General features: G+C 53.7%; 19 protein-coding genes and 1 pseudogene. 6 read left to right on the plus strand and 14 right to left on the minus strand.

Going from position 1 to position 18386, the window contains the following annotated elements; translation table 11 throughout:
• From KP814_RS30370 to KP814_RS30380, 3 genes and pseudogenes are all read left to right on the plus strand, one after another.
• Positions 1–127: pseudogene (locus KP814_RS30370) on the plus strand (ISAs1 family transposase); the annotation flags it as partial.
• A gap of 249 nt (positions 128–376) precedes the next feature.
• Positions 377–778, plus strand: a complete 402-nt coding sequence (locus tag KP814_RS30375) for a hypothetical protein (RefSeq protein ID WP_216740304.1) — start codon at positions 377–379, stop codon at positions 776–778.
• 391 nt (positions 779–1169) lie between these two features.
• The gene (locus tag KP814_RS30380; RefSeq protein WP_216740305.1) at positions 1170–1565 is read left to right on the plus strand and encodes a hypothetical protein; all 396 of its coding nucleotides are present in this window, start codon (positions 1170–1172) and stop codon (positions 1563–1565) included.
• A gap of 15 nt (positions 1566–1580) precedes the next feature.
• Here the strand turns inward: KP814_RS30380 and KP814_RS30385 are convergent, their stop codons facing one another.
• Both KP814_RS30385 and KP814_RS30390 read right to left on the minus strand, forming a co-directional pair.
• Complete coding sequence (locus KP814_RS30385) at positions 1581–2345, minus strand: Hpt domain-containing protein (RefSeq protein ID WP_216740306.1); 765 nt, start codon at positions 2343–2345, stop codon at positions 1581–1583.
• A 126-nt stretch (positions 2346–2471) separates the two neighbouring features.
• Positions 2472–3143 carry a hypothetical protein gene (locus tag KP814_RS30390; protein ID WP_216740307.1) on the minus strand — a complete coding sequence of 224 codons (672 nt, stop codon included), beginning with the start codon at positions 3141–3143 and terminating at the stop codon, positions 2472–2474.
• Between the two features lie 106 nt (positions 3144–3249).
• Between KP814_RS30390 and KP814_RS30395 the strand changes: the two genes are divergently transcribed.
• Entirely contained in the window at positions 3250–4227 is a 978-nt protein-coding gene (locus tag KP814_RS30395; RefSeq protein ID WP_216740308.1) for a GGDEF domain-containing protein, read from the plus strand.
• Positions 4228–4259: 32 nt separating this feature from the next.
• Here the strand turns inward: KP814_RS30395 and KP814_RS30400 are convergent, their stop codons facing one another.
• The 3 genes from KP814_RS30400 to KP814_RS30410 all read right to left on the minus strand — a co-directional run bounded on the left by KP814_RS30400 (position 4260) and on the right by KP814_RS30410 (position 6903).
• Entirely contained in the window at positions 4260–5636 is a 1377-nt protein-coding gene (locus tag KP814_RS30400; RefSeq protein ID WP_371824105.1) for a patatin-like phospholipase family protein, read from the minus strand.
• A gap of 181 nt (positions 5637–5817) precedes the next feature.
• Positions 5818–6414, minus strand: a complete 597-nt coding sequence (locus KP814_RS30405; RefSeq protein WP_216740310.1) for a DJ-1/PfpI family protein — start codon at positions 6412–6414, stop codon at positions 5818–5820.
• 57 nt (positions 6415–6471) lie between these two features.
• A complete protein-coding gene (locus KP814_RS30410) occupies positions 6472–6903 on the minus strand; it encodes a CAP domain-containing protein (protein ID WP_216740311.1) in 432 nt (143 codons plus the stop codon).
• A 141-nt stretch (positions 6904–7044) separates the two neighbouring features.
• Between KP814_RS30410 and malZ the strand changes: the two genes are divergently transcribed.
• Positions 7045–8853 carry a maltodextrin glucosidase gene (malZ, locus tag KP814_RS30415; RefSeq protein ID WP_216740312.1) on the plus strand — a complete coding sequence of 603 codons (1809 nt, stop codon included), beginning with the start codon at positions 7045–7047 and terminating at the stop codon, positions 8851–8853.
• 53 nt (positions 8854–8906) lie between these two features.
• Here malZ and KP814_RS30420 read toward each other — a convergent pair whose 3' ends face one another.
• The 6 genes from KP814_RS30420 to KP814_RS30445 form a co-directional block, all read right to left on the minus strand.
• The gene (locus KP814_RS30420; RefSeq protein ID WP_216740313.1) at positions 8907–9326 is read right to left on the minus strand and encodes a hypothetical protein; all 420 of its coding nucleotides are present in this window, start codon (positions 9324–9326) and stop codon (positions 8907–8909) included.
• A gap of 202 nt (positions 9327–9528) precedes the next feature.
• Positions 9529–11262, minus strand: a complete 1734-nt coding sequence (locus KP814_RS30425; RefSeq protein WP_216740314.1) for a carbohydrate-binding module family 20 domain-containing protein — start codon at positions 11260–11262, stop codon at positions 9529–9531.
• A 205-nt stretch (positions 11263–11467) separates the two neighbouring features.
• Positions 11468–12049 (minus strand): hypothetical protein, encoded by a 582-nt coding sequence (locus tag KP814_RS30430; RefSeq protein ID WP_216740315.1) that lies wholly within the window; start codon positions 12047–12049, stop codon positions 11468–11470.
• A gap of 119 nt (positions 12050–12168) precedes the next feature.
• On the minus strand, positions 12169–12933 hold the full coding sequence (locus tag KP814_RS30435; RefSeq protein WP_216740316.1) for a hypothetical protein: 765 nt from the start codon (positions 12931–12933) through the stop codon (positions 12169–12171).
• Positions 12918–13493, minus strand: a complete 576-nt coding sequence (locus KP814_RS30440) for an RNA polymerase sigma factor (protein WP_216740317.1) — start codon at positions 13491–13493, stop codon at positions 12918–12920. Before KP814_RS30440 ends, KP814_RS30435 begins: the two co-directional genes overlap by 16 nt.
• A gap of 138 nt (positions 13494–13631) precedes the next feature.
• Positions 13632–14072, minus strand: a complete 441-nt coding sequence (locus KP814_RS30445) for a hypothetical protein (RefSeq protein WP_253938751.1) — start codon at positions 14070–14072, stop codon at positions 13632–13634.
• A gap of 183 nt (positions 14073–14255) precedes the next feature.
• On the opposite strand from KP814_RS30445, the gene KP814_RS30450 reads away from it, so the two are divergent.
• Entirely contained in the window at positions 14256–14966 is a 711-nt protein-coding gene (locus KP814_RS30450) for a hypothetical protein (protein ID WP_216740319.1), read from the plus strand.
• A 114-nt stretch (positions 14967–15080) separates the two neighbouring features.
• Here KP814_RS30450 and KP814_RS30455 read toward each other — a convergent pair whose 3' ends face one another.
• The 3 genes from KP814_RS30455 to KP814_RS30465 form a co-directional block, all read right to left on the minus strand.
• Positions 15081–16484: a pectinacetylesterase family protein gene (locus KP814_RS30455; RefSeq protein ID WP_216740320.1), complete on the minus strand. Its 1404-nt coding sequence runs from the start codon at positions 16482–16484 to the stop codon at positions 15081–15083.
• Between the two features lie 211 nt (positions 16485–16695).
• The gene (locus tag KP814_RS30460; RefSeq protein WP_216740321.1) at positions 16696–17250 is read right to left on the minus strand and encodes a hypothetical protein; all 555 of its coding nucleotides are present in this window, start codon (positions 17248–17250) and stop codon (positions 16696–16698) included.
• A gap of 15 nt (positions 17251–17265) precedes the next feature.
• Entirely contained in the window at positions 17266–18060 is a 795-nt protein-coding gene (locus KP814_RS30465; protein ID WP_216740322.1) for an ABC transporter substrate-binding protein, read from the minus strand.
• Between the last annotated feature and the right edge of the window lie 326 nt (positions 18061–18386).

The following is an 18386-nucleotide window of genomic DNA, read 5'->3' on the forward strand; positions in this document are numbered from 1 at the left end:
ACATATGGCGTTGAATTTATTGAAGAATGAGAAGACGGACAAAGGAGGTATAAAAACTAAGAGGCTACGAGCGGGCTGGGACCATGGTTACTTAAAAAAAGTGCTATCGGGTCTGGCTACTATGTAGCCACATAGTGCGATTTGCCTGCGCCTCCATCCGAGTGAAGACTCAGAAGTATTACAAATGACCATTTCATCCTTTGATGCTATCGTCGATAGGAAGTTTTATTTCTTTGGCGCATGCGAGGGCTCAGAGAGCCAGTTATCTCCTGGTGAAAACTTTAGACTTGAGAGATCTGAAGGATACTGGCTAGCGACAATAATCATTGATGATTGCAGCTATTTTCACCCACAGGAAAATTTATAAGGAAGCCACATGAAAACCTCGGTAATAAGCCTGCTTTTTCTTTTATCGACAGGTATCACAGGTTGCTGCACAACTTATATTCCGGACGTAGATATCCCTTTAACAGCTGAGCTTACATTGAGAAACGTATCTGACCGTTCTCTGATCATCACAAAGCTGCAGTCAAAGGAAGGTAAGCAGCGTATTTTTTCCTTCCCACCGACTCAACTGGCCTCAGGAAAGACAGTTTCGTTTCCAGTGTCGGAGAAGACATATTCGCTTGTCAAAACTGGGGATTTCGAAGTTACCTATCAATGCTCAATGGCGGAAAGACATTTTGAAAAAGAGTCTGTATCAGTTACCTCCGATGATACCGCCGCCTTACAAAGTGTGGAGATAGAGTTCAGCCAATGCGCCACGGAGGGTGAGTGAGCAGGGGTTTTCTCTTACTCTTACCTATTTTCCTCAGTAGCTGTTGTCTTGATGGCCCGTACCAATACAACAGCTTTGTTCCTGTGGATCTGGTCGTCAAAAACCAAACAGACAAAGACGTATATATCAGAACCATCTATAACTTTGATACCAGAGTCGCAGGTTTTACAACCAGAAGCATGTCCTTAAGCCCAGGAGAGCTATCTGAAACTGCAAATGTCGCCGTAAACAGCTTTGACGCCATTGTGTCTGACCAATACTTTGTTAGCGGCGTATGTGGCGAGTTTGATAACGGTCAGGCTCCTGGGAGCCGATTCCGGGTCGAAGCTTCAACTAAGCCAACGTATCGGCTATTAATCGTCATTGATAACTGCGACGCGTTTAAGTAAATATGAAACTGACTAACACTGCCTTATTCTTCATTACGACCATTACGCTGTCAGGATGCTGCAATTACCAACGGCCAAATATTGATATTCCGCTTTCTGAAACAATTGAAATAAGTAACCCATCAGTCCTGCCGCTGACCATTCTGGAAATTCGAAGTACGCCGGATAGCCCTTACAGATTTAAGTTTCCTCGGGTATCAGTGGAAGCTGGCGGTCGTATTAGTTACCAGATTACAGAAGAGTCCTACTTAGGATTTAGTCAGGGGGAGTTTACTGTAAGGGCTCAATGTGGCGGGTCTGAAACGGTGTTCGGAAAAGAGCGGTTTAAAACAGACGCTAAGGCGCTGAATGAGCACCAGCCTATCTCGGTTACGTTGCTAAACTGCCCAGACGGCTGATTGCAGGTCGAAAAATCACAACGACAGCGCCTTTCGCACCGCCGACAATAAGTTTTCCGGCAGTTCTTTATTTTTGGAGAGGATGGCGTCGAATTGGGTTTCTTCCGTTTTGAGGCCCTGGCGGCTGGTGATGAGTATGGCGGGGATTTTGTGGTTGCGGGTTTGCGATGCCCGTAAAGCGGCGACGACCGCAAGGCTGTTGAGTTCTTTGAGTTCGCCGCCGGCGATAATGAAATCGAAGTGTTCTCGCAGCAGGCGTCCCAATGCGCTCAAGCCGTTCTGCTCCCATACCAGGCGCACCGGAAGAGGCTCCAGCGCTTGCTGGTAGTAACTGGCCAGTGTTTGCGAAGACTCCGCCAGTAAGCCGGATTTGCGTTTTTCCAGCACCCGGTGGTTCAGACGCTCCAGCTCACTTTCTATGTCCGACTGCTGCATGAGTTCGCTGCGGTGAACCACGCTGACCCGGCGCAGCAGATCAAGATAAGCCAGTGCATTGTTGGCGGAGCTGGCGTCCAAGGCCGCGTTAGCGCCCAGCTCGGCAAGAAAGCTTTCCAATTGGTGGCAAATGGTGGTCACCACATTCAGTCCATGAGTGCCTCCCGCCCCTTTCACATTGTGGATACCGCGATAGAGTTCGTTGAACACTTCCTTATTCGCGCCATCTCTTTCCAGCGTCAGAATCAACTCTTCCAGCTTATTGCAACGCTCATCCAGCTCCTGCAGGAAACGTTCCCGCATATTCGCCAGAATAGAGGCGAAGGTCTCGGTATCCATTGCCATCCAGACCACCTTCTTTCAATAGCATTCACCAATGCTAATTTTAATTGAATGCTATTAATCCTAGCACTTCCAGCGCAGAGTTATTGTAAAGATTGCGATATCGGAATTTCGCGCCGGACAATGTGTTTATATTTTCTCAGGCGGAACGCTGCGCATCAGTGTTTGCAACTGTCTTCTCCAGTTTATGGCGATGTCTGAGGCGGGAGACCGCTCAAGGCGCTCCAAGTCTTGTTTGAGCTCAATAAGCCTCGTTTGATGCAATACATCCGCCTCGGCGTCAACTTCTTCCAGCAAACTCCATAGCGCCAGGAAACTCTTTGCCAAGTTGAGAGAACCCACCAGCTTGCGTCGCTCGGTATTAAGCTCCAAACCAGTGTTGACCAATCTCGTATTGGACAACCTTTGGGCGGCATTGCCAGCAAAGTTCCTATCGACCATGGACACTGTAGCGGCGATCTGCGGAACCGCCCAGGATTGTCCGGCTAACAACTCCCATAGAGATTCGACCAGAGTGTCGTTGCGAGGCAAATAGCACATCGCCAAACAGCCCACGATGTGGGGGCGCCAATTACATACGCTGAACAGTACTTTTATGTCCTTTTCGGGATTCTCTGCGTCTGCCAGTACTTGCTTAACGTTGCGCATTTCTTCCTCTGCGGCGTCCATACTGGGAGTATTTAACATCAGCAAATAGTTGATTCGAGATACTACCGTCTCACGGCCATCGACCTCATGCTTATTGAAAAATATCGTCTGACACAGCTTTTCATCATCGGGATTTAGAGGTACTTGCTTCATCTTCCAGAGCGTCTATCCATAAATCAGGACCGGAAATTTTAATAGCGCCATACCGGGATTACATCTATTCTTAATATGTTCATTCCCGGACGGATAGGACGCCGCCATGTCGACAGAGGATTTGCAGAAAGCATTCCAGCTCTCTGCTGAGTTGTTGCAAAACCAGTCTTATCACGATTTAACACAGAATCTGATCAGCCTCCTGCGTAGCATCGAAGGTGTTGATGAGGTTTCCGCTTACGAGATATTCAGCGCCGCGCCGCCGGCCTCCCATAGTTCAAACCAGCGCAAAGAGATGCTGGTCCGACGCTTTCCCCTTATCAGCAACGATGATTTCGACAATCAAAACGTAGACGTACTCAAAAAGATAGCCGCTGAGTCTCGCGGCGGTGTGGGATATTGGGTGGGAAGCGCCGCGCCGACGATTTATTACGACGTCGCCAGCGCTCTGGAGCCCCGCAGGATAATCCTGATAAAAGGCGCGGTCAGCACTTATGATTTTGAAGTGATCAGAGGTTTGTTCGGCGTTTACAGCAATCAGGTTGAGTTGCTCGACGCCAGAGAAAGAGACCCGCTCACCCGCTTGCTAAACCGGCAAACCATGGACAGAACACTGGAGCAGGTGGTCGACTTCTATCATCTGAAGCAACCTGAGGAAACAACCCAGTCCTCCTGGCTTGCACTGCTGGATATCGACCATGCAACCCCCGCCAATGGCAGCAATGGCGATGAGACTCTTCTGCAGATATCGTTGCTATTGAAAAAGGGCTTTCGTTCTTCCGACCTGCTGTTCCGCTTTGATGGTGAGGAATTTGTGGTCATCGTGAATCAGACGGATAAGGAAGGCGTAGAAACCTCTCTGGAGCGCTTTCGCAAAAACGTCGCCTCACMCCCCTTCCCCGCCGGCAAAATCAACGTCAATATCGGCTTCACGCGAGTGACTCCGGAGTGTCCGACGCCGTTGCTAATTGAAAGCGCGGATCTGGCGCTGTATCAAGCGAAATCCGACGCGGGAGCCGCCATCGTGTACAACGAAGCGCTGCGCCATAAACAAAGTCCGATGGATGACGTGGAGTGTTATTGAGAAAAAGATGTCAGCATTTGCGCGGAATAGAATCACTCATCTTCATCCGTTAAATCATCAATCCTGATTTCAATATGCCCGTCCGGCATTTCTGTCGTGAAGTTCTCCAGAAACTCCGAGTACTCCTCTGAATTCCGCAACAAGGAGCGACCCGCCTGAATAAGCGTGTCGATTTCCCGGTTACTCAGTTCCAGTGAGGTCGGCAAACTGTTGAAGAACTCTTTCAACGAAGGCGATGAGAAGGACTGGAAATTGACTTCGATAAAGTAATAAGGAATGCGCCCGAAGCGCTGAAACCCCCGGACGATACGGTCGTCCTGATCCTGCAGAATCGCCCGGGTCTCCACGTTATAACGCTGGATTTGCGCATTGGTGACTGCGTCAATGGTGTCCGTAATGGAGGGCTTGTTGGGGCTTTCGTCGATGCCTCGTTTCGGTCGGACTTCCGCATTCACCAGAATCACCGCCACCCGCTTCACTTTCTTGGTGTGATCCTGAGCGGCGTTTTCCAGTTCAGCCAGCTGCAGACCGTCTATCACCCCTCGCAAGCCCAGGTTATCCGAAATACCGCCATCCACCAGATGAATATAAGGATGCTGTTTGCTGTCGTTATAGGACAGCAGACCGCTGACCAGCTCCCGCTGGCGAATATCCAGCGGCTTAGATTCATTCAACATACGGAACATCGCGGACTCGCTCAGGTCGCAGTCACCGCCGTGGTTTTTCAATACGATGGAAGGAAACGCCACCGGCACCGCCGAGGACGCCGTCACCGCTCGCGCTACATTGAACTTGTTCAGGTCCGAGCACAGCAGATCAAAAGTATCCTGATCAAAGGAGAAACGGTTCCCCTGACTGAGATCCGTCGCGTTGATATTGATGAAAGGACGGCGACTCAAGGGAATATCGGCGAAGGTTCTGCCCCTGAAGATATAGTTGTCATAGTATTCAACCGCCATTTCCGTACGGTCAAAGCGGGTGAACAGCGAACGCCACCAGTATCCCGGACTCAGTAACTGCCACAGCAATGCGCCCTGCACACTCTGACGGAGAAATACTTTCTCGTAGTCCGAAAACAGCTTGTCTCCAAACAATCCGTAATAGGCCGCGGTGAAACTGCCTCCTGATACGGCGGAGATATAATCCACCTCATCCAATAAGCGTGTTTTGACGCCATCGATTTCAATGCGCGTATCCTTCAGCTCCTCCATGACCCCATAGGACAACGCAGAAGCCCGCGTGCCGCCGCCGGAGAAAGCCAGGATCAACAGGGTTTCCCCCAAGTCATTGTCGCGCTGGTAAGTGCGGAAGCTATAGGCGTGGTCGCTGCTGTAGGATTTAATCGGTTCGTTTTGCGGCTTGAACTGGCTCGCACACCCGCTGCATAACGCTGCGAGGAGAATCAACACACTGCTGGATCTGACTAACGAATACATGTCTCTGATTTAAACGCGTTTAATACCAGGGAGCCGCCGTATAACGACCGTTTTTCGCCGCGCCTCGGACTGCCTCAACGCGTGGGTTTTAATGATATAAGTCGGGAACGCCTCACTTAACCCAACGCGCACTATAACCTATTCCACATGGAAATCAGATGAATGCGGCAATCGCCTGGGTCGCCATGTCTACATAAAGCTCCTTTTGTCCCACCGGCGCCGCATAGGCGATCGCATCTCTAGCCGCCTCTTCTCCCAGGCTCCGCCAGATCACCCACATGGCCAGATAGGTGGCGGATAGGCAGCCTCCTGCGGTGGCGATATTACCCTTGGCGTGAAACGGGTCCTCCACCACCTGAGCGCCCAGGCTCTGCAAAACAGGTCCCGTAGTCGCATCCGTGCAGACCGGCGTATTATTCAGCAGTCCCAGGCTATGTAAAAACAAAGCGCCGGAACATTGCGAGCCGATCAGCTGATATTCCGGGTCAAGATGAAACGCCGACATAATGCTGTCATTTTTCACATGCTCGCGGGTTTGTACGCCGCTGCCGAACAACACTGCATCCGCCTCGCTGGCGAACATCAGCGGTCGCTGCGCAGTGATCTTGACGCCATTCATCGACAAGGCGTGCATGGAAGGGCAAGCCAGTTCCGCCCGCCAGCCCGGCCGCTTCACCCGATTGAGCAGGGTGAGCGCCATAAAGGAATCCATTTCATTGAATCCGTCGCATGTGACTATGGCTATCTTCATATCGCCCCGCTATTCATACTCTGTTGGTCGATCATGGCGCTCGCTCAACGGGCGCGATCAACTCGACGACAACGGACGCGCCAGCACCAGCGTCCAATAATTGCTTGCCGGCGCTTTATCATTGCAGACGCACGCCATTCCCATATCAGTATATTCCAGCGCCATGATATTGCCGCAATGACCTGGACTGCCCAACCAGCCGACGATGACCTCTTCCACCGGAAGGTGGCCAAAGGAAATATTCTCCGCCACCCGCGACCACACATAGCCGTTGCGCGTCACCCGCTCTCCCACTGGCCAGCCGTCGCCGCCAATGTGGTCGAAAAAGTTGTTCTCCGCCATATCCCGACAATGTCCCTGAGCCGCCTGCGCCAGACTTTCGCTCCAGCAAAGCGGCGGCGCATCCGGACAAAACGCCTCGCCGCAATAACGGCTTTGCGCTCTGGCGTCGTTGATCAATTGCAGCCAGTGCTGCGCAATTTGGCTCATACCCGGCCTCTGACGAATCCTTCTCTTGGGGGGCGTAGAACGCGCAGGTCGCCGGCTGATGCCAAGCGCGCATTGCGTCACTAGCATACCCAGAACGCCTTCACAAAGCCCGACTAATTTTTAACGCCGGAGTACGCTACGATGCAAACCGATTTCATCGCCCATCACCATCCTCTCACCGATGTCGAGATACTGGAGGACGGACGGCTTCGCATCAGCGTGCGCACAGCGTCAGGCGCAACGATTAACAGCGGCTGGATTCGCTATGAGTTGGACAATGAAGAGTATTTAACTTCCCTGGAGCCAGTGGAAACCACCGCGAACGCGCAATACTGGCGGGTCGAGATTCCCACTAACCCTGGTGCTGCGACCACCTATTATCTATTCAAATTTATCTGCACAGAGCGGCAGTTTTGTCTTGACGCTGGTGGCGTGCATCCTCGAATTCGTTCACGTTCTTTTCACTTCAAACATGTACAGGGCCTACAAACGCCACAATGGGTATGGAATCAGGTTTTCTACCAGATCTTTCCAGACCGGTTTCGCATCGGCGATGGTGGTTCCGCAGCGATTAACAAAGAACTTAATGCACATGAAAAGCAGACGCCCCTCAGCGACTGGAACACAATCCCAGATCCGTCCAAGGGATCGTCAGAATTCTTCGGCGGCGACTTGAACGGCGTGGTTGACGCTTTACCGTATTTGCAGGATGAAATGGGCGTCAGCGCGATTTACCTCAACCCGATTTTCGCTTCTCACAGCAACCATCGCTATGACACAGATGATTACAGCCAAGTGGAGCCGCGTCTTGGCGGCGAGCCTGCGCTGCTGCGCCTGCGCAAAGAAACCCAGGCGCGGGATATGCGGCTGATTCTGGACGCCGTCGTCAATCATACATCCGTCCACCACCCCTGGTTTCAACAAGCGCAGGCGGGCGACGAGCACTATCGCGCGTTCTATAATTTTGACTCGGAAGGTCATTACGCCGCCTGGAAAGGCTTCGAAAGCCTGCCCAAGTTGAATTACGCCAACCCGGAAGTGGCGGCCAGCATGTACTCAGGCGACAACGCCATTCTTCGCCATTGGCTGCGTCCTCCCTACGCCATCGACGGCTGGCGTCTGGACGCCGTACATATGCTGGGCGACGGTCCCAGCGCCCACAATAACGCAACGCATATGCGCGCCATGCGTGAGTGCGTCAAACAGGAAGCGCCGCAGGCTTATCTGCTGGGTGAGCATTTCTTTGAAGCGACGGAGTGGCTGCAAGGCGATCAGGAAGACGGCGCGATGAACTACTACGGTTTCGCCCACCCTCTTCGCGCCTGGTTGGCTGGTCTGGATATTTCCGGACAGCCGGGAGCTATTGACGGGCGCGAGTTCGCCGCCTGGCTGGCGGAGGCGCGCGCGGCGATTCCCTGCCCGATTCAATTGAGCCAGCTTAACTTGCTGGATACCCATGACACGCCCCGTTTCCTCACCCTGCTGCAAGGCGATCGCGACCTGTACAAGTTGGCCTTGGGTCTCCTGTTCACCTACAGCGGCGCGCCTTGTCTGTATTACGGCGATGAAATCGGGCTGCCCGGCGGTGGAGACCCGGACTGTCGTCGCCCCTTCCCCTGGGATCGGGAACGTTGGGATACGGACATTCTGAACTGGTGTAAAGCCCTGATCGCCCTGCGAAAAGATACTCCCGCCCTGAGCCGGGGCGGACACCTGGATTTAGGAGCGGATACGGACAGCTATTGCTTCGCCAGAACAGCTCAGGAAGGGTCGCTGATCATCACCGCCAATCGTGGCGACGCCTCTACCACGTCACTGAATACGCGGTTGCTGGGCCCGCCGGGAAGTCGCTGGCGAGATCTGCTCAGCAGAGAGGTTTTCACCACGAATGGGCATACATTGACGCTTTCCCTGCCTTCCAAGTCCTTGCGCATCCTGGCGCCGGAATAAGCTCGCACGTATAGGGCCTGTTGAATCCCTGGATTCCAGGCCCTATACGATGATCAGGACAGGCTGTCCGCAGCGATCAAACCGTCCCAGCAATCAAACAGATACAAGGCCAGATAAATCGGCGATAACGCCCAGATCAATGGATCGTCCCAGAACGGATAAGTGGTTCCCACTGCGGCGATCGCGATGGCCATCAATTCGGTCACACCAAGATACAGTAACGCCTTGGTCAAGTGCGCCAACCAGCGTTGTAGCGGTTTCTCCAACACGGACTTCTGATAAGTGGTCTCGAATATCCCCACAATCGCCGACGCCATCAATAACCCGATGACCGCCAGAATGGCGGACTGATTGCCCGCCTCCATATGCTGCATGCTATCCAGGGTAAACAGAATCATCGCCGGCGCAAAGACCAGTAATAACGCCGCATTTTTCAACGCCAACTCAGTTAGGAATTTTTTCTTGTTCAGCATGACTCATCGCGCATTTGGGGGACGGGGATCCAAAGAAATTAACGGAAAAGTATAGAGCAGCTTTCTTTTTGAAACTCAGGAGAAGTGCGCGAACCTACAATCGGATACTCAGAATCTCACCTAAACAAGACCCGGCGAAGCCGGATCTTGTCTTTTCAGTGGCTCACTTTCAATCATGAGTTTTCAATCACGATTTATTCAATCACCAGCCGCCGCGGGTGGCGTTGACCAAGTCAGAGTTGAACACCGTATTGCTTCCGGACTGCCACTCAATTCCCGCACCAGCGTTGTTTTCGTCCCGTTTCAGGCATTTCCACTCGACCTGCGTTCCTGCGGGGACGGAAATGACGCCGCTCCATACCGGATAGGCGGATGGGTCGAGCTTGACTGCGCCTGCGGGGCTCCAGCCGCCCAGTTCAGGGAGACTGCCTACGGCGTAAACGCTTTGTCCCCATTGGGTTTGGCCGTTATCGCAGGTAAAAGAGACATCCACCCTTTGTGACTGACACTGCGGGCAATCCGCCACTCTGGCCTCCACATGAATCGCCATAGCCTCGCGGCCAGCGACATTGACGGCAACATAGCCCGCGTTGTCCACGAAAACCGTGGGTCCAGTGCAGACGCCTTTGACGTAATCGCCATGCAGAATGTCGCAGTATTCTCCCGCCGGCAAACCGGTATTCAGCGAGGCGCTCCACGCCCCGGTGTCATTGTTCAGCGCCACAAATCCGAGTCCGCCGCGTCCAAAGGCCAGCCGATTGTCGCCGTCGCGGGATACATTGGAAATATAAGCCTTGGCGGCGGTGGCCTGACGGAATTTCGCCATATTGCCAATCCCGCCCCAGCGGTGCTCGCACACCCAGTCCACGCCGCAGGCGCCGCTGGTATGCGGACCGGAATTAGGCGGCCCCTGATCGTGGTCATTGAAGTAATAGCTGGACATCACTCTGGGATAGCCGTAGGGATAAGCGAGCATAAAAATATGGGCGAGATAGTACATGCCCTGCGGATCATTCCAGGTCAGCGCCCATTCCGGGTGCTGGCGTTGATCGTCGTGGTTGGCGACGAACACCATGGCGTCGTTGCTGGTTACGCGGTCTCCCCATTGAGAGAAATCAACCAGATTCGCCATGCGGCCATTACGAAAATGCCAGGCCAGATCTCGCTCCATTTGAAACTCAGTGACATCGGCGATATGGGTGTACATCTCTGGTTGCACCGCCTCTCCTGACGCCCGGATCACTTCCTGAAAGATATAGGGGGAACGCTGAACGCGACTGAGGATATTCTCAATGTCCGCGGGCGGAATGTGCTTGGCGGCGTCGATACGAAAGCCTTTCACTCCCAGACTGACCAGGTCGTTCATATAATCCGCGATTTTGCCGCGCACGTAATCGCTTTCGGTCTTCAAATCCTTCAAGCCCACCAGATCGCAGTTCCAGACCTGATTGGCGTCGCCGTAGTTGATGCCGCCGCAGTTCCAGTTATGGAAGTCATTGACGCCGTAGGGAACGTCAGGAAAGTCGAACCCGGTGGAGGCCATATGATTGATCACCAGATCCGCATAGACATCCACGCCCGCCGCGGCGCACCGTTGCGTCATGTTCTGGAAACGCTCGCGGTCGCCGCTACGACTGTTCAACACATAGCTGACAGGCTGATAGCGGGTCCACCATTGCGCGCCTCCGATATGAGCCTGCGGTGGAGATACCTGCACTGCAGTAAATCCTTTCGGCCCCAGATACTGTTCGCACTCCTGCGCTACGTCCTCCCAGCTCCATTCAAACAAATGCACCATTACCGAGGCATGACGATTCACTTCGCCATAGCCATTGCCGGCAGCGCACAGCGTACCCGCAAAGGCTGCCGCCATTGCAAGCCGCTTCACACCCTCGCCCAACCTGCTATCGCCATTCTTGTTATTTACGTTATCCATGACCATGTCAGCTCTCCCGCAAGATTATTATTGTTAACTCCTTACATGGATGGTCCGTCGGGGTTAAACACCCGCGCGCATCCACGGAGTAACATTAGTCGCGACGACGTGAACGGACATCCATCCAAGTGGAGTTTAGAGGGGGAATTTGAGGGGGAGATTAGGGAGTCACGAACCATGACTCCCGGGGAGATGTGCGGAATTATCAGTCCAGAATGGCGGTGTATTGCGCTAGCACGCCCAACACGACCACGCCCCAAATAGCGAGCCCCATAAGAATGAACAGAATATTCCAGGGACTGAAACGGCTGTTGCTCTTCCCGTCAGGATCTTGATTGGCGCGGTTTGCATAGGTTTGCGCCTCATACAGCGTGTAAAGAGGAATAACAGATGTCACGAGCAACGCTATATCCCAGACGCCAAAAACGTCGCTCGCCGGTATACGGGCGGCAATCTCGCCCCCTACCGTCATCAGCACATACAAGGTCGCCATCATGGCGTGAGCGCTCCAGGTTCCCAGGCTCTGTTCCTGATGACTGTTAGCGATATATTTGAAAAGAGAATGCGTGAAGAAGATGCTGAATATGGAGCGCCATACCGGCGCGACTTTAAGACCTTCGTGAACCTGCAGCGCTTTCCAGTGTTTGTAAAACCAATAGAGACGGTATAAACCCAGCGTAGCGATGTATAAGACAATCAACTTGGTAGTCGAGGTGGTGAAGAAGGGAGTTGAAGATTCGCTGTGCGTATCCAGCTCAGCCTGCGGCGCCTGATACGGGTTTTCCATGGTACTGCCTCTGAATTTCGGAGATAAAAAATGCGCGGCCTGATTATCATTAATCAGATTCCGCGCATTTTCTATTCATCTATCCCAGCTTGTCCAGCTTTACTCGGGACGCCAGCCTTTTAGCTCTTCCAGGCGTTCAGCTGGACGCAAGGACCTTCAAAGGTAACTGCGGCGACATCCAGCGTGGAAGGGTTGTCATTGATCAACAAACGGCTGCTGTTGGCGATGACTTTCCATTCCGCGGAGGTCAGGGTCCAGTTTTCTTTACCTGAGTCAATCTGCCCCAGATACACCAGACTATGATCATCCATCTTCTCCGCCCACAAATGCAGCGGGCCTGAAGGTTTGTCCTGGAAACGCTTGGACCATTGAGTCACCAACTGAGAGGTTCCCGGCTCCTCGCCTTTATAGGCGGAGATCACCAGCGCCACCTGACCGTTGCGACTCATTGGAGCCATGTAATCAGCCCCTCGTCCCGGCGCGCCGCCCATGACATTCCATAGCAACGCCACCGCGAACACCACTGACGCCGCCGTTCCCGCCATCGCGGAGAAACGCCACATGGCAAGGTTTTCCCAGAAACTGGCCAGCCAACTGGTTTTGACTGCCTGCGCTTGCGCCCTGGCCGTTTGTGGTTTCGCGGCCGGCGCCGTCGCGGCGTCTATCTTCGCCCACAGATCCGCAGGCGGTTGTTGCGCGGGTAGACTCTCCTGCATCGGCGTCATCAAGTCTGACCAGTAGGCCACCGCCGTATCCATTTCACGATAGTCGCGCATCAGGGTTTCCATGCGTCGACGAACTCGGGCGCTCATCGCCCCCGCCACATATTGACTCGCCAGATGGTCGCAAACTGTGGCGTTTTTATATCTCATGCTTCGAGACATTGTTTTAACTCCTGCAGTCCGCGTCTGATCCAGGCTTTGATCGTCCCTAACGGGCGCTCTAGCCGAGTTTCCAGTTCGCCGTGGCTGTATCCGTGGATATAAGACAATAAAATCGCTTTACGAGGCTCTTCATTCAATTTTTCGAGGCACTGTCGCATGCCTTCCTGGTCCGCCAGCCCGCAGCCCTCGCCAGCCAGATCCGCCATCAACGGCTCAACATCATCCATGAGATCTTCACGCTTGCGCTGTCTGCTTTTCAGCTTGTCCAGCGCGGCGTTGCGGGTCAGCACGCAGAGCCAGCCCCAGGCGGACCCGGCTCCTGAATACTGGGACGCTTGCCGCCACAGCTTCATGTACACTTCCTGCAACAGGTCGGCGGCTTCGCCTTCATCCTGCAGTATGCGCATGGCGACGCCCATTAACCTGGCGCCGGTTAAATCATACAGACGCTTCAGCGCGGCTCGGTCCTGGTCCACGATGCGGCGCAACAGCGGCGCCAGCTCCACGGACCAATCTGTGTCGGTTGCAGTCTTCAACGACGGCTCCTGAATTGAGTTCACCTGATCGATTCCCCCGAAGGTTCCCAGGCATTATATCCAGGTAGCCGTCGCATACCAGTCGGACTTGGCGTTTGCGACGGATTTTCGTTTCGACGTTCCTCCAACGAGACGCCTGCCAGCACGCGCCAGCTCAGCCGATCAGTAGTAGCTGCTGCTGTAGTTGCTTTGTTTGTGGCTTTTCGCAGAGTCCATTTTCACTGTGAACCAGACGTTTTTGACGCCATGACCCGTTACGTCGCCAGGCGCGCGGTCGCCCACCCACAGGTACAGAGGCTTGCTCTCGTACGCCCACTGCTTGGAGCCGTCAGCGCGGGTAATGATGGTGAATTTGCCGGTATCGTGGGCAGATGGACCCGCCATGAATGGAGGCCAGTTTTCCGCACAACCGCCATTACAGTTGGAGACGCCGGCCGCATCTTTGGTGAACGTGTACAGCGTCATGCCCTGCTTGTTGGTCATGATGGAGCCGAGAGAGGTATCTCTGCTGGAAACCGGCTCACCGCCATGATTTTGAGAGTTAGCGGCGCAAGCAGTCAGCATCATTGCAGCGGCCAGAACGGTAAAGCTTTTGAATTTCATATCAGGCATCTCCTCAATCAGTTTTTTGGGTTTTCGAATGTCTTCACTTATCAAGACGACGCCAGTTATCAATTTGGATGCACAAAAAGAAAAAATTTTATTAAACCCCGATTAGGGGGCTATATTTGTAAATGAGAAGATCTCTCACCATTGGATATTCAAATAAGAAAAAGGAGACTGATCATGACACCCAAGGCCTATTTCGGCATTGCCCTCATAACAGCCACACTGGGGCTCTCCACCTGGCTGCTGGGAGGTTCCTCCTCCCCGTCTCCATCCGACACCAACACGAGCACATCCCCCGAGGCCACCGTCGCCGTTAACGACGCCAACGCGTTTCTCCCCATCGGCATGCAAAATTTTTCCGCTCAGGCGCGTCCTTCCAGCCTTTCCAAGGACCAGGACAGTCTTTTAGAGGACCAGGCGCTGGAGCGTTATGCGGAATACCAGTCCTACTTCGATTACGGACGCGACTATCGCGAGCTGCTGCAACATGCGGAGCAGATGGACAGCGCCACCCGTCGGGAAAAATTCTCCCACGCAGAGCAAAACATCGACCGTCTGGAAAAAGAGCACAAACTCTCTGCAGCGGAAGGATTGATCATGAAACTGGCGTTATTGAAAATCACTCCCAACGACCCGGAAGCCAAGGCCAAAGGCATAGAGCTGATTCAGCAGTACAAGCAGGCGGGTGAAGCACGCATGCAGGAATTCAAGGACAACCCGGACCCGCGCTTCGCCGAGTACAAGAAACGCGAAGCGGAAATAGTGAAGGAAGTGCTGGCGATGACCCATTATCCCAATGGCCTTAGTCGCGACGATTATCTCGCCCAGCGTCTGAACGAAGAACTCAAACAAGCCTACGCGCTGGACAGCAGTGGGGCGACGAACTGATCCTGATCGCAGGAAAGGCCCCGCCCTCCCCGTTTCGACCCCGTCTCTTCAAACAAAGAAAAGCCCCCGAATGGGGGCTTTTTTGCAACGTATCAGCTCACTGACCAGAGCGGTTTACAGCAACTGATCCAGCAACCAGTACAACAGGTTGAAACCTTTCTGATAATCGCTGACGGAGTCCTCTTCCGAAGCGGACATGACCGGGCCGGAGCCTTCCATCACATTATTCACGAAGTCGCCCAGCTCCAGACCATCTTCCTGAATGTCCGCATTGTTGAACTCGATGATGCTGGTGCAGTGGCTTTCATTCACATCGCGGAAGCGCGGAATGTAGTAGCCCCAGTTATCATAGCCGTCCAGTGAGGTCATCAGGTGACTGGTGTCTTTGTACCAGCGCTGATGAATTCTCTGCTTACGCTTCTCTTCATCCGGCTCGTTATTGATGTCGTCATAGAAACGCTCATAGGAATAAGAAGAGTAATTGAGGTCATCCCAGAAGTGCGTATGCCCCATGCGATCGTTCGGATAGTGCTCGCCCAGTGCGGTGTACAGCGTGCCCAGATCGTTCAGGTCCAGTGACGGCAGTTCGTTGCGGAGATAATACAAAGGTCCGTCGCCATCGCCGTCCAGCCCCCACACATTGCGGATGGTGTTCTGCAGTTTGAGGGACGGATACTCTTCTTCCGAACCAGTCACCGGCGCCGGGAAGATGGGGCCGGAGTCATTGATCAGGTAGGCTTTGCCGGGGTCCATATCGCGACGCACCGGGTGATAGTTGGCGAATGAGCCCGCGCCGCCGGCGCTGCATCCGGTCATCAGCATTTGTCCGGGACGCTCCAGGTTGTTCTTCAGCCAGGCCACCACTGCGCGCGTGTTACGTACGCCGTTATGACGCCATACCAGCGGGTCATGTTCGCCGGTGGGGTCGTCGTAGATGGCGACCTTATCCCCGGTATAGATGTCCCCGGTGCAGTAGGGAATGTAAACCATGTTCCAGTTCTGGGTTTTGGTGCGGGTCCAGGGATGCAGACGGAACACGAAAGGGCTCACCAGACTGGCGGACGGATTCTGCAGGCTCATGTAGTCGTCGGGAATGCCGTTGGGATTGCGAGCGCCGCGAATGCCGGTCTGGCCGGTGCAGCTTTCATAATCCCAGCAGGCGCCGCCGCCTTCCATATAAATTACCGTGTTGCTGGTGTGCGCCACGCGATTGACGAAGAATTTATAAGGCGAGCCGTTACCGCAAATTGCGCCGGTGTCAGGGTGTAATTGAATGGTCTGCCATTGCAGATAAGCGCCGGGATTGAAACCGTCGGCGACTTCGGAGGGGTTGGGCGTCAAGGGATACTGCGCTGCGTTTTGCTGCTCCTGCGTGACCGGGTTGTTCGCACCCCGGGGCCAGATCAGGTTGCCCAAGGTATCCCAGAATGAGTAGTCGCCCATTTCTGCGGATACGCCAACTGAACTGCCAAGAAGACCTAGAAATACCGCTGTTTTTATTTTTGTTCTGGATTGCATTGTCTTTTCCTCCATTAATTGGAAACGCAATTCAATCCAGTCTCTCCTACCGGCTTCGCTCCTGTTTTTAAAAGAAAAAAGTATTGTCGCCGACCTTGGCTCGCCGGTAATGCAGGGACCGCTAACTGGATAGCTGAAAGGCTAGTCGGGGATCAAGGGTTACGCAAATTTAATTTAACGACGTTTACCTGTTTTGGGCGTTGGGAACGCCCTATCTGGCGGGTTGGGGGCCGCCTACAGCAAGGGCGCAGGCCAGCGTTATCGCCTGCCAAACGGGGAAAATCGCCGCGCTTTCCCAAAAGCCATGCCAGACGGCCCCTTTGGCGACCTCCGGCAGACTGTTGATCAGCACGAAGTCCACCACGCCGCCCGCCGCGCCGGCCAGAGTGAATGACGCCAAAAAGACCAACCAGGCGCGTATGCGCCAGGCGAGAATAACGCCGACTGCAGTGACGCAAGCGCCCACCGCGCCCATCAGCGCCAGTGACACAACCTCCCAGGATGAGATGAAGAACAGAAAGCACAAACGCCACCCCAGAATTGTGGCGGCGATAACGATCAGCAGGCGCAGCCCCTTGCGCTCGGCGTTCCAGCCCCGTCGCCAGGCGCCGAGACAGATGGCGGCGCCGAACACGCCGCCGGGCATCCAGTAGTTCACCCACAGGGCGTCGCTCCAGTCCGCCAGCTCCAGCAACACGCCGATGCCGGCGATCAACAAACCGGAAGCGAGCCCCATAAGCGAGCCGACACTGAGATCTTTGTTCATGCGGGACGTCCGTTCCTACTTGATGTAGCGATCAATAATATTCTGATAAACGGATTGGCCGTTGGGCTCCATCTCCGTTTTCAGTTCATCCAGCGCATTCTGGAAGCGCTCGATAATCCAGTCCGGCGTATCGATATTAAAGGCGTAATAATTATCGCCGGCGGAGCCAAAGTCATACACCGGCGCATACTCAGAAGGATTGAAACCGTTCTGTTTGATGATCCAGTAGGCGGCGATATCGCCATAGGCCCACATATCCACCCGATCCGCCTCCAGCATTTTCGCCGCCAGTTCCGGGTAAGGCACCGGCTCACGCTTTTCGGGGGGCACGCCGTATTCATCCAGTACGATTTCAGCGATGTCTTCACGTACGGAGGCAATGTGAAATTGCTTCACCTCTTCCGATGAGCGGACTTTCAAATTACGCTCTTTTTTGGCCAGCAACACAATCGGCGACGCCGCCACTGGTCCCACCCATTTGAAAAGATCCTCCCGCGGACCGCGCCGGGTCATGACAAATAAAACCGTATTGGGGGTTTTCAGGGTCAGCCGGTAGCTGCGCGCCCAGGGATGCACCTGGATATCCTCGCGCGTCTTTTTTGAACCGAGCTTTTTCAGGATCAGTTCCAGCAAATCAACGGAAAACCCTTTGAGCTTGTCGTCCTGAACGTAATTAAAGGGGGGATAGTCCTCGGTCATAAACGTCAGTTTTTCAATCGCTTCATCAGCCCGACACAAGGATGCGCCCAACAACAACGCAACCAGCGCCACAGCAGGACAAGAGAGGACAGGACAGGAATACCATCGCATGCTTTGTAGCCTCCACACCAAAACGGTTTCCTCGTCCCACAGAAACCAGACACAGGCGTTATACCTTCAATTCTTTACGCGAAGTGCGGAACCGTCAAACTTTCGCCGAATTCATATATGATTCAGATTACTTTTATCGGCAAGCATTATTTACGACCACAAGGCGACAACGGTTTCTTACTAATCCGAAACAAAGTAGGCGAACACAGAAATAGTCTATATTCAAGCATGTCATGGACCCGACTTTAGATAAAGAGAGTGGATGCTATGCCCTCAAATGATGGAAGAAAGCTTGATCATAAAACACTAGAAGTCATTCGCATTCG

It is taken from the genome of Hahella sp. HN01 (assembly GCF_018986435.1).
Taxonomy (GTDB): domain Bacteria; phylum Pseudomonadota; class Gammaproteobacteria; order Pseudomonadales; family Oleiphilaceae; genus Hahella.